Raw genomic sequence first — 12,829 nt, 5'->3', positions numbered from 1 at the left:
GATATGAACACAGTTTCCGATACGAGAGCAAAAAGCCTGCTTTATCTCGACGGCGTTTCCGTTTCCTTCGACGGCTTCCGGGCGCTGAACTCTCTTTCCTTTGTGGTGGAGCCCGGCGAGTTGCGCGCCATTATCGGCCCAAATGGAGCCGGCAAGACGACGATGATGGACATCATCACCGGCAAGACCCGGCCGGACAGCGGCACGGTGCTGTTCGAAGACCAGATCGACCTGACGAAGAAGGACGAGGCGGACATCGCCCAACTCGGCATCGGCCGGAAATTCCAGAAGCCGACCGTGTTCGAAAGCCACACGGTCTGGGACAATCTGGAACTGGCGCTGAACCGCAAACGCGGCGTCTTCGCCACGCTGTTCTACCGTCTGACGGCGGAAGACAAGGCGCGCATCGAGGAAATCCTCGCAACTGTGCGCCTCGGCCACCGCCGAGATGATCTTGCGGCCAATCTCTCCCACGGCCAGAAACAGTGGCTGGAAATCGGCATGCTGCTCGCTCAAGAGCCGAAGCTTCTGCTGGTGGATGAACCGGTGGCCGGCATGACGGACGCCGAGACGGCGGAAACGGCTGTGCTGTTGAAGGAAATCGCCAAGACCCGTTCCGTGGTGGTGGTGGAACACGACATGGGCTTCATCCGCGAGCTTGGCGTCAAGGTGACCTGCCTTGCGGAAGGCTCCGTGCTGGCCGAGGGATCGATCGACTTCGTCTCGAACGATCCGAAGGTCATTGAGAATTATCTGGGGCGGTGAACATGCTAAGCGTCGAAAACATCAATCTCCATTATGGTGCGGCGCAGGCTTTGCGTGGCATTTCGCTCAATGCCGAGATGGGCAAGATCACCTGTGTGCTTGGGCGTAATGGGGTGGGCAAAAGCTCGCTGTTGCGTGCGGTCACCGGGCAGCATGCCATTAGCGGCGGCTCGATCACCTTTGGGGGCGAAAGTCTCAATGGCCTGGCGCCCTATCAGCGGGCGAAGCGCGGGGTGGGCTACGTGCCGCAGGGGCGTGAAATCTTTCCGCTGCTGACGGTGCAGGAAAATCTGGAGAGTGGTTATGCGCCTCTGCCGCGCAAGGAGCGGTTTATTCCCGACGACATCTTCAGCCTGTTTCCGGTGCTGCAAAGCATGTTGTCACGCCGGGGTGGTGATCTTTCCGGCGGGCAACAGCAGCAACTGGCGATTGGGCGGGCGCTGGTGACGCGGCCGAAGATCCTTGTTCTGGATGAGCCGACCGAAGGCATTCAGCCATCGATCATCAAGGATATCGGGCGGGCGATCAAATATTTGCGGGATTCCACCGGCATGGCGATCCTGCTGGTCGAGCAGTATCTGGATTTCTGCCGCGAGCTTGCTGACTATGTCTACATCATGGATCGTGGCGAGGTCGTGCATCAAGGTGCGGCGGAAACGCTGGATACGCCGGAAGCAAGGCGGCATCTGACAGTATAGCTGCTGCAAATATGCTCACGGTGTAATAAAAACCCCGTGATAAAGTGAAGAGCCATGCGCTGAGACATGGCTTTCATGCAGGTTTTTACGTTTCCTTCACCAAAGTCCTGTGTTATTGGCAACATGAATGCTGCATGCAAGACACACCCGAGAGGTCATCTGCACGCCGCGACCGTCGATCCCTTACATTCCGCGAATTTTCCGGCATCTTGTCGGAGAACTGTGCCAATAAAGGCGTGCCGATGAATTTGACTGTTGCTGGCCGAACATTCCGGCTTCCATCCCCTGCCAAGACATTGTTCGCAGGTTTTGCCATCCTCACAAGCATGAGCGCCGCTGCATCGGCATCGATGTGCGGTGAGGCTGTAAAGCCAGGTCGGCACGCGTTTTCGCTCATGTCACAGGGGTCAGAACGCGAGGGCGTCTATTTCGTTCCCTCCTCTTATGATGGATCGAAGCCGGTGCCGGTGGTTTTTGATTTTCATGGCAGCAACAGCAACCCGAATGGCCAGCTCGACCGCAGCGGTTGGGACAAGGTTGCCGAACGCGCAGGCGTCGTGGTCGTGGCCCTGCAGGGCAGTCTCGATGGTGAGCTACCGGGCACCCATGCCTGGAACGTGCCGGGCGTGACCACCCGCAAGGGCGGGCTGGACGAGGTCTCTTTCATCCGCGATGCGGTTTCCATGGTGAAGTCGAAGTTCTGCGTCGATGAAGAACGCTTCTATGGCTCCGGCTATTCCGGTGGTGGGCGCATGCTTTCCCAATATCTTTGCAGCGGCAGCAACGATTTTGCCGCGGCTGGCTTTGTCGCCTCGCTGCGCGCAGGCGTTCCGGTGGAAGCCGAAGGCCGTTGGCGGCCGGATATGGCAAGCTGCACACCGGCCAAGCCCCTGTCGATTATCGCTTTTGCTGGCACGAAAGATCCAGCCAACCCCTATCAGGGCGGCGGCAAGCCTTACTGGCAGTATGGCGGCGAGACGGCGCTGAAGCGGTGGGCGGAGCTCGATGGCTGCAAGGGTGCCGTGAAGAGCAAGTCTCTCGGCAACTTCACCTTCAATTCCTACGATGTCTGCAAGAGCGGTTCACGCATCCATTCTTATGTGATCGACGCCTGGGATCATGCCTGGCCGCGCGCCACGATGAAATCCGAAGTTATTGCTGCCTCTGCTGTTTTGACCCGCAAACCCGGCGGCGACGTGACACCGAAGGCGCAGCCTGCGGTCGACCGCAAGTCATCAGGTGATGAGAGTGCAAGACAGGTTGATGCCGCTGAAAGAATGTGGGATTTCTTCCAGAATACGGAAGGGCAGATGGTAGTCGACGCAACGTCGAAGACGGATTGCTCTGTGAAAGCGGTTTCCGCATCAGCGAAGCCCTCGGAGACGACGTGCAGCCAGTCCTTGAAAGCATCAGCCAACCCCGTCCGCAGCGCGCCCGTGGCCGAGGACGCATTGTAACCAAAGCCCTTGATGGACGCAGCCGCCTGGACGAATTGTTTCAGGAAGGCTGCGCCAAGATCAGGCTCCCCGAAACCTTTTCCAATGAAATGGAAGCCATTCTCATCAATTCCTCCGGCGGTTTAACCGGCGGGGACGAGGTGGAGTGGCAGGCGCATGCGAAAGCGGGAACCAGCCTCGTGGTGACGACGCAGGCCTGCGAGAAGGTCTACAAGGCCGCCGCCGGGACTGCGAACGTGTCCGTTCGCATCACGGCGGAAGAAAACACCCGTCTGCATTGGCTTCCCCAGGAAACCATCCTCTTCGACCGCGCTTCGCTGACGCGCAGGCTGGAGGCCGATCTCGATGCCTCGTCCGAGTTTATCGCCGTCGAGGCGGTGCTGCTTGGCCGTCAGGCCATGGGCGAGGCGATGGAGGAGGGGCTGTTTCGTGACCGTTGGCGTATTCGTCACGGCGGCAAGCTCGTTCATGCGGAAGAGCTTTTTCTCGATGGCCGGATTGCCGATCTGACGCAGCATTCTTCCGTTCTCGCAGGCCGGGTTGCCTTCGCCACCATCCTCTATATCGGCCCGCTGGCCGAAGCGCTATTGCCTAAAATCAGGGCGTTTGCCGGAGAAAGCGGCGGCGCCAGCGAGTGGCAGGGCAAGCTCGTGGTGCGACTGTCCGCGCCGGACGGATTCTCCCTGAGAAAAATGCTTTTTCCCATCATTTCGCTCTTGCGCAACGGCGCGCCAGTGCCGAAAGTCTGGAATCTGTGAAGCGTGTGCAGCGCCCTGAAACTGGATGAGTATCCGGCTTAAGTTGCTGCATAGGCAGGATGATTTTGAGCGTACCTTTCAAACCCTGAAGGACGCTCGGCTGGAATGGGACGACGATGAACCTTACTCCCCGGGAAAAAGACAAGCTCCTGATCTCCATGGCCGCCATGGTGGCGCGTCGGCGGCTCGAACGCGGCGTGAAACTCAATTACCCCGAGGCGATCGCGCTTATCACCGACTATGTGGTGGAAGGGGCGCGTGACGGCCGCGCCGTTGCCGAACTGATGGAAGCGGGCGCGCATGTCATCTCGCGCGATCAGGTCATGGAAGGCATCGCCGAGATGATCCATGACGTGCAGGTGGAAGCCACGTTCCCGGACGGCACTAAGCTCGTCACCGTGCATGAGCCGATTAGGTGATCTACCGGAAGGGCTTTGTCGATGAGCGCTGATGATCAACCTTCAGGTAGCAGAACGCCTCTCCAAGTGCGTGCAAGTGCCGACGTTCGTTATCAATACCTTCTAGAAGAGATGAAGGCAGCACGTACAAGAATCGATGAAGAAATTCGAACGATGAACCAGTTCGAAATTCTCAGTATGGTAGCGGTCGGTTTAATATATTGGCTCGTCTTAAGCGCTGAGAGCTTAAGGCCGCTTGCTTTAGCTTTGTCAGCCTTCTTTCCGGTCTTGATAAGTGGCTACGGCATATTTCGCTATCGAGCTCATGCTCACGTGATCAAGGTGCATGAAGCATATATTAAGATTCACATAGAGCGAAAAATATTTGGCAGGACAAGTCTAAGTGGACTTGTAAAGTACTATGACCGGAAAAAGACAGGTAATTTGAAAACTGCAAGATTCACCTTTTGGATCGTAGCGTTTTGCATTTCTTTGAGCCTATTTGTAGTGTGTTTGGTTGCGCCCGAAATGGTGCGAAAAATGGATAACCAAGTCAAATACACAACTGAAACCCATACAGTGGAAGCACGACCATGATACCAGGTGAGATCATTGCTGCCGAGGGCACGATAGAGCTCAATGCCGGCCAGCCGACCGTGACCATCGAGGTTGCCAATTCCGGTGACCGCCCGGTTCAGGTGGGCAGCCATTATCATTTCTTCGAGACCAATGCCGGGCTGATCTTCGAGCGCGACAAGGCCCGCGGCATGCGGCTGGATATTCCGGCGGGTACGGCCGTGCGTTTCGAGCCGGGGCAGAAGCGCGAAGTGACGCTGGTGCCATTGTCGGGCAAGCGCGAGGTTTATGGGTTTCGCCAGCAGGTGATGGGAAAGTTGTGATGTTGAGGCCAATCTCCTCCGGCGTCTTTGCCTCTGTTCTTCTGGCCGCGGTGCTTGCGACGAGTGGTCCAGCCTTCGCGCAGGAGAGCAAGGCAAATTGTGCCGACCCGCAGACGCAGATGGAGATGACCCAGTGCGCGGGAGAGGATTACGACAAGGCCGACAAGGAATTGAACACGCAATATCGGAAGCTGCGCGCAATTCTGGTCGAACGTGACAAGGCAGCTGACGACCACAGCAAGGGTGCCGAAGAGGCGCTTATTGCGGCCCAAAGTGCATGGATAATCTTCCGCGATGCCAATTGCGACTTCGAGGGTTTCCAGGCGCGGGCGGGCACCATGGAGCCACAGCTGGTTCTCTCCTGCCTCGCAGCGATGAGCCGGGCGCGGACCAACGACCTGCGCAAATGGACGGAAAGTTTCTGAAGACCATGAGCCGCCGGATCGTGATCGTTGGAAATGGGGAAATACCGCAGGGCGTGGCCGATTGGATCGATACTGCCGATGTCATTATTCGTTTCAATGATTGCCGCTCTCTCGGCGCAGGCGGTAGCCGGACCGACGTCGTCGCGGTTTGCAACACTGGACGGCCCGGTCGGCGGATGATCGAGGATCGCTCCTGGCGCGAAAGCCCAGGGGTCAAGGCGGCATCGGCGATCTGGTCGGTTCGCGACTCCGTCAAGTTCGGCGAGATGGAAGAGGATATCCATCGTCATTGGCCGGAGCTCGAGGATTTTTGTGTCGACTACAGTGCCGAGTTTGCCGCAATCGCCTCGGAGACCGGCAAAACCCATCTCGTCATTAGCCGCCAGGTGCATGAGTGGCTGGATGAGGAACTGAAAGGCCTGTCCCCTGAGCCTTATGTATGTCCAAGCACAGGGCTCTTCGCCATTCGCTACATGCTTGACGCTATTGGCGAAAAGGACGAACTCACCATTGCCGGTTTTTGCCATAAAGGTTGGAGCGGCCACCCCTTTTCCGTCGAAAAACAACTGGTTGATGCGCTTGTCACGCAGGGCAAGCTAAAACGACTGTCTTCCTTATCGAATTTCTCCGTCTCCGAAGGAGCCTGAACCATGTCCTACAAGATTTCCCGTGCCGCCTATGCCAGCATGTTCGGCCCGACCACCGGCGACAAGGTGCGCCTTGCGGACACGGAGCTGTTCATCGAAATCGAAAAGGATTTCACCACCTATGGAGAAGAGGTGAAGTTCGGTGGCGGCAAGGTCATTCGTGACGGCATGGGCCAGAGCCAGGCGACGCGTGCGGAGGGTGCGGTCGATACCGTCATCACCAATGCGGTGATTGTCGATCATTCGGGCATTTACAAAGCCGATGTCGGGTTGAAGGACGGGCGCATCCACGCAATCGGCAAGGCGGGCAATCCGGATACGCAGCCGGGCGTGACGATCATCGTCGGCCCTTCGACCGAAGCCATTGCAGGTGAGGGCAAGATCCTGACCGCTGGCGGTATGGACGCCCATATCCATTATATCTGCCCGCAGCAGATCGAAGAAGCGCTGATGAGCGGCGTCACCTGCATGCTGGGCGGCGGTTCGGGTCCTGCGCATGGAACGCTCGCCACCACCTGCACCGGCGCATGGCATATCGAGCGGATGATCGAAAGCTTCGATGGATTTCCGATGAATCTGGCGCTTGCCGGCAAGGGCAATGCCTCGCTGCCGAAGCCGCTGGAAGAAATGATCCTGGCGGGTGCATCCTCGCTGAAGCTGCATGAGGACTGGGGGACGACGCCGGCTGCCATCGACAACTGCCTGACAGTTGCCGACGCCTTCGACGTGCAGGTGATGATCCACACCGATACGCTGAACGAAAGCGGTTTCGTGGAAGATACGGTGGCCGCCATCAAGGGCCGCACCATCCATGCCTTCCATACGGAAGGGGCAGGCGGTGGTCACGCGCCGGATATCATCAAGGTCTGCGGCAACCCCAATGTCATTCCGTCCTCCACCAACCCGACGCGGCCCTACACGGTCAATACGCTGGCGGAACATCTGGACATGCTGATGGTCTGCCATCACCTGTCGCCCTCGATCCCTGAAGACATCGCCTTTGCCGAAAGCCGTATCCGCAAGGAAACGATTGCGGCGGAAGATATTCTGCATGACATCGGTGCCTTCTCGATCATTTCTTCCGATAGCCAGGCCATGGGCCGCGTCGGCGAAGTGGCGATCCGCACGTGGCAGACGGCGGACAAGATGAAGCGTCAGCGTGGTCGCCTGAAGGATGAGAAGGGCGAGAACGACAATTTCCGTGTGCGCCGCTACATCGCCAAATACACGATCAATCCGGCGATTGCCCATGGCGTCAGCCACGAGATCGGCTCGGTCGAAGTCGGCAAGCGTGCCGACCTCGTGCTGTGGTCCCCGGCCTTCTTCGGCGTGAAGCCGGAAATGGTACTGCTGGGCGGGTCCATCGCGGCAGCGCCCATGGGCGACCCGAATGCCTCGATCCCCACCCCGCAGCCTATGCATTACCGCCCGATGTTTGCGGCCTACGGCAAGCTACGGACCAACTCCTCCGTTACATTCGTCTCGCAGGCCTCGCTCGATGGTGGGCTTGCGCAGCGCCTCGGCGTCGCCAAGAAACTGGTGGCGGTGAAGAATGTCCGTGGCGGCATCTCGAAAGCCTCGATGATCCACAATACACTGACCCCGCATATCGAGGTGGACCCGGAAACCTACGAAGTCCGCGCCGATGGCGAGTTGCTGACCTGCGAACCGGCGACGGTTCTGCCCATGGCACAGCGCTACTTCCTGTTCTGATATCGGGCTTTTAAAACTATCCGCATAGCTGCGCGATCGCCGCCTTAGCGCCGTCTCCGCTCTGTCGGCGGATCGGCCAGGGGCGGACGCGTTTGAAGTGATGCGTTTAGCTTTTCCGGTACTGACGTCAGTTACGATAACTCATCTAGCCAAATGAAGCGGGCGCCGTCCGAAGACGACGCCCGCGTTCAATATGGCATCGGTTGCAGACCCCTGGTGAGGGTCTTTTAGTCTTCGATGATCTCGCTCTGCTTGCTGGTGTCGCGCATGAACAGGTAGACGATGAGCGACACGCCGATCATGGCGGTGACGTACCAGTAGAAGCCCTGTTCCCAACCGACGCTCTTGAAGCGCAGTGCGACGAACTCGGCGGTGCCGCCGAAGAGCGTGTTGGCGAGCGCGTAAGGCAGGGCAACACCGAGTGCGCGAATATGGGCGGGGAAAAGCTCCGCTTTGACCACGGCATTGATCGAGGTGTAGCCCGTGACAATGACAAGGGCGGCCATGACCAGCAATCCGGCGGTGAGCGGGTCCTTCGTCTGTTCCAGAGCCGAGAAGATCGGATAGGTGCAGAGGACGCCCAGCACACCGAATGTGATCATCAGAGGCTTGCGGCCGATCTTGTCGGACAATCCGCCAGCGATGGGCTGCAGCAGCATGAAGATGAAGAGCGTGACGGCGTTGATTTCGCTGGCAACCTCGCGGGAGAAACCGGAGGTGTTGACCAGGAACTTCTGCATGTAAATGGAGTAGGCATAGAAGGCCAAGGTACCGCCTGCTGTCAGCAGCATGACGAGTGCGGTCTCTTTCGGATGCTTGGTCAGCAACTGCCAGAAGCCAGACTTCGGCTTGCCTTCAGCCTTGGCGTTCTTGAAGCTTTCGGTTTCTGCAAGACCGCGACGCAGCCAGAAGACGACGATGGCGAGAGCCGCACCGACGAAGAACGGGATGCGCCAGCCCCAGGCGTTGAGGGCTTCCGTGCTCATGACGTTCTGTAGAATGATCAGGACGGCGATGGCCAGAAGCTGGCCCGAGATCAGGGTCACGTATTGGAAGGAGGAGAAGAAGCCGCGGCGTTCCTTGCCGGCCATTTCGGAGAGATAGGTGGCAGAGGCGCCGTATTCGCCGCCGACGGAGAGACCCTGCAGGAGACGGGCGATGACGAGAAGTGTGGGCGCGGCTACGCCGATCGTGTTGTAGTCGGGCGTTAGCGCAATGATGAGCGAGCCCAGGCACATGAGGGTTACCGAAAGCGCCAGACCGGACTTGCGGCCATGACGGTCGGCATAAAGGCCCATGATCCAAGCGCCGACAGGGCGCATAACGAAGCCGACGGCGAAGACGGCGGCAGAATTGAGAAGCTGTGCGGTCTGATCGCCTGCGGGAAAGAAGTGCGGCGCGAAGTAAAGCGCGAATGCGGCGTAGACGTACCAGTCGAACCATTCGACGAGGTTGCCCGTCGAACCGCCGATAATCGATTTCAGACGGTGCTTTCGGTCTGGAGACTGCGCGACGGCTCCCTGGGTGATGGTATTTCCGGTCTCGATCAACACACTCGGACCCTCCCTTGGTCAAGTTTCACAAAGACACCCGGTGCCTGTTCAGGCAGGGGCAAGATCGTGACGCGCGGCTTGAGCTTAGGGGTCTTCCCTCTAGGTAACCAGCAAGCGTTCCGCGGAAAGCGTCCTCGCTGATCAGCACATGGCCGTTGATTTCAAAGCTTTTGGGCCATCCTCCCGACGGCGCGTCCTCTCTCTTCATGCAATTTGCTGAGGGCAGGTGGTCGTGTGAAGGATTTACTGATCTACCTCTAAGCTATTGAAATTGATACTATTATCCGCTTTTTCAGAGAGTTTCACGCAAAATCTGTGCTGATTCTTGCATGGTGTTTTGATTGATTGTGCAATATCCTGCACAGATGTTTCCAAAACCCCGCCTACAGATTTTACTGCTATTGCTGCTCGTAGGAGCCACCATCACTCTTGTTTGGAGTGGAGCGTCTTTCTGGTCCCGCCGGCAAGCGGCGGAACAACTGGTGGAGGAGGCTGAATTGCTGGTGCGTCAGCACAGCCTGTTGATCGACAGCGAGCTTGCCCGTGTCCGCCTGATGCCGATCGTTCTTGGTGAATATGGTGATCTGGTCGATGTCCTCTCGACCAGGAACCCGGAGACGGCGGCGCGGCTTAGCGCGAAATTCGGTTCGCTGGTGCAGGAGACGGGAGCCTCCTATATCTATCTGATCAATCGCGCAGGCGTTGCCGTGGCCGCCTCCAATGCCGGTGATGACAGAAGTTTCGTCGGGCAGGATTTCGGTTTCCGACCCTATTTCACCGGCGCGATGCGGGACGGTGAGGCGGAGTATTATGGCGCTGGCTTGCTCACCCACCAGGCAGGCTTGTTTCTGGCGCGGCGGGTTGGTCAAAGCGATGCCGCGTCCGGTGTCGTCGTCGTGAAGTTCGAGTTCGGCGCGCTTTCTGCCATCTGGGCCGGAGATCCAGGGCGCACGCTGATCGTCGATGCCAACGGCATCGTTCTGGCGGCACCCGATCAGGACCAGATTTTGACGACGCTGACGCCCTTGCCGACCGCGGTTCGTAGCCGGATCGATGCGATCAGCCAGTATGGCGACGCAAAGTTGGAACCGGGCAACTATCGCTTTGCAGGCCCCAATCGTATCGAGACGGTTCAGGGCGCTGATATGGTTTATGACGCACTTCCGATTGCCGGAACGGATCTTCGCATCCTGCATCTTCTCGACACGCGGCCAGCACGCATCGCTGCGGACCGTCGGGCGGCGCTTGCCACGCTCGCCATCCTGCCGCTTCTGCTTCTCGCCGGTTTCGGCGTGTGGTGGCAGGCCAATCGTACGGCACGGCGCGCTGCCGAGCGACGTAACCTCGAGGCGGCAGTTGCTCAACGAACGGCACAGCTACGTGAGGAAATAGGATATCGAGCGATCGCCGACCAGCGTTATCGAGAAGCGCGCGAAGAACTGGCGCAGGCCAATCGGCTTGCCTCCGTCGGCTCCATTACCGCTGGGCTCATGCATGAGATCAATCAGCCGGTTGCCACCATTCGCACCCTTTCGGAAAATGCGCTTCACCATCTTGCGGCCAATCGCAGCGAGCGGGTTCGCGATAGTCTCGGCACGATGATTGCGATGACGGAGCGGATCGGCACGCTGACGCAGGAGATGCGCGGTTTCGCGAAGAAGGGCGAAGGGCGGATCGTTGAAGAACCTCTGGATGGCATTATCGCTGGCGCAATGTTGTTGATGGAAGACCGGATCGCCAAGGCGGGCATCCGCCTGACCCTGCCGCCAAGCGGTCAACCGCGTGTGCTTGGCAAGCGTGTGCCGCTCGAACAGGTTCTGGTCAATCTCTTGCAGAACGCCATGGACGCGCTGGAGGGACGGCCCGATCCGGAGATTGCGATCACTGTGGAGCGCGAGAACGCGTTGATCTGCCTGACGGTTGCCGATAACGGCGCCGGCATCGATCCGCAGCTCGGCAAGCAAGTTTTCGAACCCTTCGTCACCGGCAAGCCCAATGGTCTTGGGCTTGGTCTTGGCATCGCCCAGGACATCATGAAGGATCTCGGCGGTTCTCTTACCATCACGGCGTCGGCGCTTGGGGGCGCGGCGTTTATCGTGACCATGAGGGCAGCATGACGCAGAACGCAACGGAGAAGATCTTGCTCGTCGAAGACAATGTCGCCTTCCGCGCAGCATTGGCCGACAGCTTCGCCATTGCCGGCTTGGAGGTGGAGGTGCATGATGATGGCAAATCGGCGCTTGCCAGCCTTTCCACCACGCTGCCCGGTGTCGTCGTCACCGATCTGCGCATGCCGCACCTCGATGGCAACGACCTGTTCGATGCCATTCTGGCTCGTGATCGCGAACTGCCGGTCATCCTGATGACGGGGCATGGCGATATCGCCATGGCAGTCGCAGCCCTGAAACGGGGCGCCTTCGATTTCGTGGCAAAGCCCTTCATGACCGACCATCTGATCGCCTCCGTTCGGCGCGCGCTGGAAACCCGCCGTCTCGTGGTGGACAATCGCAGACTGCGCCAGGCGGCATTGGAGGCGGAACGCACATCGCCGCTGCTCGGCCAGACACCGGTGATGGTGCAGTTGCGGGATTTGATCGAGCGGGTCGCACCAACGGATGTCAATGTCCTGATCGAAGGCGAGACCGGGACTGGCAAGGAATTGATTGCCAGGCTCTTGCACCAGGGAAGCCCAAGGCGCGCGCGCCCCTTCATCCGCATCGACTGTGCGTCGATCTCCGATACGATGGTTGACGAGACACTGTTCGGCACGCGCCTGCGTCGCGGGCTGATTGCGGAGGCTCACCGGGGAACGCTGTTCCTGGATGGGGCAGAGACCATGTCTCCGCTGATGCAGGGTCGGATGCTGGGCGTGGCGGAAAGCCGGGAGATGCTCAATCCGAGTGGCGGGACGACACCCGTCGACGTGAGGATCCTCAGCACCCTCACGAGAAAACATCTCTCCGCTGATGATGAAAAGGCAGGCTTGCGCAAGGATCTGCTCTATCACCTCGAGACCGTCCGCATCGGTGTACCGCCACTGCGCCAAAGGCAGGGGGACATCGCTATTCTGTTTCATGTGTTCCTGGAGGATGCAGCGCGGCGTCACGGGCTTCCCAGTCCGCAGATTGATGCCGAGATCGAGGCCTTTCTGCTCAGCAATGAGTGGCCGGGCAATGTAAGAGAGTTGCGCAACTATGCTACCCAGGTTGCGCTTGGTCTGGCCTCGCCGCACCGCCCCGCCTCGACGCGGTTGGGTCTGGTCGAGCAGATGGACGCTTTCGAGACGAGCGTTCTGACCCAGGCACTCCAGAGCCATGGCGGAGACGCAACCGCCGTCGCGGAGGCTTTGAAGCTTCCCCGGCGAAGCCTTTACGCCCGGTTGCAACGCCTTGGCATTTTGCCATCGTCTTTCCGAAAGCCACGTGAGGAAAGCTAGAGCAGCCGAAGCGTAATCGCTTCGGCGTCGGGTAAGGCAGCGAAAACAAGAACTTGGAGCATTCCAGTGACCACGGGATC

At 59.0% G+C, this 12,829-nt stretch carries 13 protein-coding genes; 12 read left to right on the top strand and 1 reads right to left on the bottom strand.

Annotation, left to right across the window (positions count from 1 at the left end):
- Window positions 1–3 precede the first annotated feature (3 nt).
- From urtD to ureC, 10 genes are all read left to right on the top strand, one after another.
- Window positions 4–765: an urea ABC transporter ATP-binding protein UrtD gene (urtD, locus tag QE408_RS19450; protein ID WP_062426613.1), complete on the top strand. Its 762-nt coding sequence runs from the start codon at window positions 4–6 to the stop codon at window positions 763–765.
- A gap of 2 nt (window positions 766–767) precedes the next feature.
- A complete protein-coding gene (gene urtE, locus QE408_RS19445; protein ID WP_062598804.1) occupies window positions 768–1,463 on the top strand; it encodes an urea ABC transporter ATP-binding subunit UrtE in 696 nt (231 codons plus the stop codon).
- Window positions 1,464–1,705: 242 nt separating this feature from the next.
- Window positions 1,706–2,920 (top strand): alpha/beta hydrolase family esterase, encoded by a 1,215-nt coding sequence (locus QE408_RS19440; RefSeq protein ID WP_306934884.1) that lies wholly within the window; start codon window positions 1,706–1,708, stop codon window positions 2,918–2,920.
- 35 nt (window positions 2,921–2,955) lie between these two features.
- Window positions 2,956–3,678, top strand: a complete 723-nt coding sequence (locus tag QE408_RS19435) for an urease accessory protein UreD (protein WP_373465588.1) — start codon at window positions 2,956–2,958, stop codon at window positions 3,676–3,678.
- 116 nt (window positions 3,679–3,794) lie between these two features.
- Entirely contained in the window at window positions 3,795–4,097 is a 303-nt protein-coding gene (locus QE408_RS19430; RefSeq protein ID WP_062426232.1) for an urease subunit gamma, read from the top strand.
- Window positions 4,098–4,118: 21 nt separating this feature from the next.
- Window positions 4,119–4,673 (top strand): hypothetical protein, encoded by a 555-nt coding sequence (locus QE408_RS19425; protein WP_130979282.1) that lies wholly within the window; start codon window positions 4,119–4,121, stop codon window positions 4,671–4,673.
- Window positions 4,670–4,975, top strand: a complete 306-nt coding sequence (locus QE408_RS19420) for an urease subunit beta (protein ID WP_062439962.1) — start codon at window positions 4,670–4,672, stop codon at window positions 4,973–4,975. Before QE408_RS19425 ends, QE408_RS19420 begins: the two co-directional genes overlap by 4 nt.
- Window positions 4,975–5,400, top strand: coding sequence for a lysozyme inhibitor LprI family protein (locus tag QE408_RS19415; RefSeq protein ID WP_306933997.1), 426 nt, complete (start codon window positions 4,975–4,977; stop codon window positions 5,398–5,400). The genes QE408_RS19420 and QE408_RS19415 overlap by 1 nt, the downstream gene beginning before the upstream one ends.
- 5 nt (window positions 5,401–5,405) lie before the next feature.
- The gene (locus QE408_RS19410) at window positions 5,406–6,047 is read left to right on the top strand and encodes a Urease operon accessory protein (protein ID WP_306934881.1); all 642 of its coding nucleotides are present in this window, start codon (window positions 5,406–5,408) and stop codon (window positions 6,045–6,047) included.
- 3 nt (window positions 6,048–6,050) lie between these two features.
- A complete protein-coding gene (ureC, locus tag QE408_RS19405; protein WP_306933996.1) occupies window positions 6,051–7,760 on the top strand; it encodes an urease subunit alpha in 1,710 nt (569 codons plus the stop codon).
- 227 nt (window positions 7,761–7,987) lie between these two features.
- Here the strand turns inward: ureC and QE408_RS19400 are convergent, their stop codons facing one another.
- Entirely contained in the window at window positions 7,988–9,307 is a 1,320-nt protein-coding gene (locus QE408_RS19400; protein WP_306934879.1) for an MFS transporter, read from the bottom strand.
- Between the two features lie 488 nt (window positions 9,308–9,795).
- Here QE408_RS19400 and QE408_RS19395 point away from each other — a divergent pair, with 488 nt between their 5' ends.
- Both QE408_RS19395 and QE408_RS19390 read left to right on the top strand, forming a co-directional pair.
- Window positions 9,796–11,430, top strand: a complete 1,635-nt coding sequence (locus QE408_RS19395; protein WP_306933994.1) for a sensor histidine kinase — start codon at window positions 9,796–9,798, stop codon at window positions 11,428–11,430.
- A complete protein-coding gene (locus QE408_RS19390) occupies window positions 11,427–12,749 on the top strand; it encodes a sigma-54-dependent transcriptional regulator (RefSeq protein WP_306933992.1) in 1,323 nt (440 codons plus the stop codon). The genes QE408_RS19395 and QE408_RS19390 overlap by 4 nt, the downstream gene beginning before the upstream one ends.
- Window positions 12,750–12,829 lie beyond the last annotated feature (80 nt).

The organism is Agrobacterium larrymoorei (assembly GCF_030819275.1).
Classification (GTDB): Bacteria; Pseudomonadota; Alphaproteobacteria; order Rhizobiales; family Rhizobiaceae; genus Agrobacterium; species Agrobacterium larrymoorei_B.
This window is presented reverse-complemented; position numbering and strand designations above follow the sequence as displayed.

What these genes read in the sequence shown, in the direction of transcription:
- urtD (WP_062426613.1), top strand. Translation starts at nt 4, where the DNA reads ATGAACACAGTTTCCGATACGAGAGCAAAAAGCCTGCTTTATCTCGAC.
- urtE (WP_062598804.1), top strand. Translation starts at nt 768, where the DNA reads ATGCTAAGCGTCGAAAACATCAATCTCCATTATGGTGCGGCGCAGGCT.
- QE408_RS19440 (WP_306934884.1), top strand. Translation starts at nt 1,706, where the DNA reads ATGAATTTGACTGTTGCTGGCCGAACATTCCGGCTTCCATCCCCTGCC.
- QE408_RS19430 (WP_062426232.1), top strand. Translation starts at nt 3,795, where the DNA reads ATGAACCTTACTCCCCGGGAAAAAGACAAGCTCCTGATCTCCATGGCC.
- QE408_RS19425 (WP_130979282.1), top strand. Translation starts at nt 4,119, where the DNA reads ATGAGCGCTGATGATCAACCTTCAGGTAGCAGAACGCCTCTCCAAGTG.
- QE408_RS19420 (WP_062439962.1), top strand. Translation starts at nt 4,670, where the DNA reads ATGATACCAGGTGAGATCATTGCTGCCGAGGGCACGATAGAGCTCAAT.
- QE408_RS19415 (WP_306933997.1), top strand. Translation starts at nt 4,975, where the DNA reads ATGTTGAGGCCAATCTCCTCCGGCGTCTTTGCCTCTGTTCTTCTGGCC.
- QE408_RS19410 (WP_306934881.1), top strand. Translation starts at nt 5,406, where the DNA reads ATGAGCCGCCGGATCGTGATCGTTGGAAATGGGGAAATACCGCAGGGC.
- ureC (WP_306933996.1), top strand. Translation starts at nt 6,051, where the DNA reads ATGTCCTACAAGATTTCCCGTGCCGCCTATGCCAGCATGTTCGGCCCG.
- QE408_RS19390 (WP_306933992.1), top strand. Translation starts at nt 11,427, where the DNA reads ATGACGCAGAACGCAACGGAGAAGATCTTGCTCGTCGAAGACAATGTC.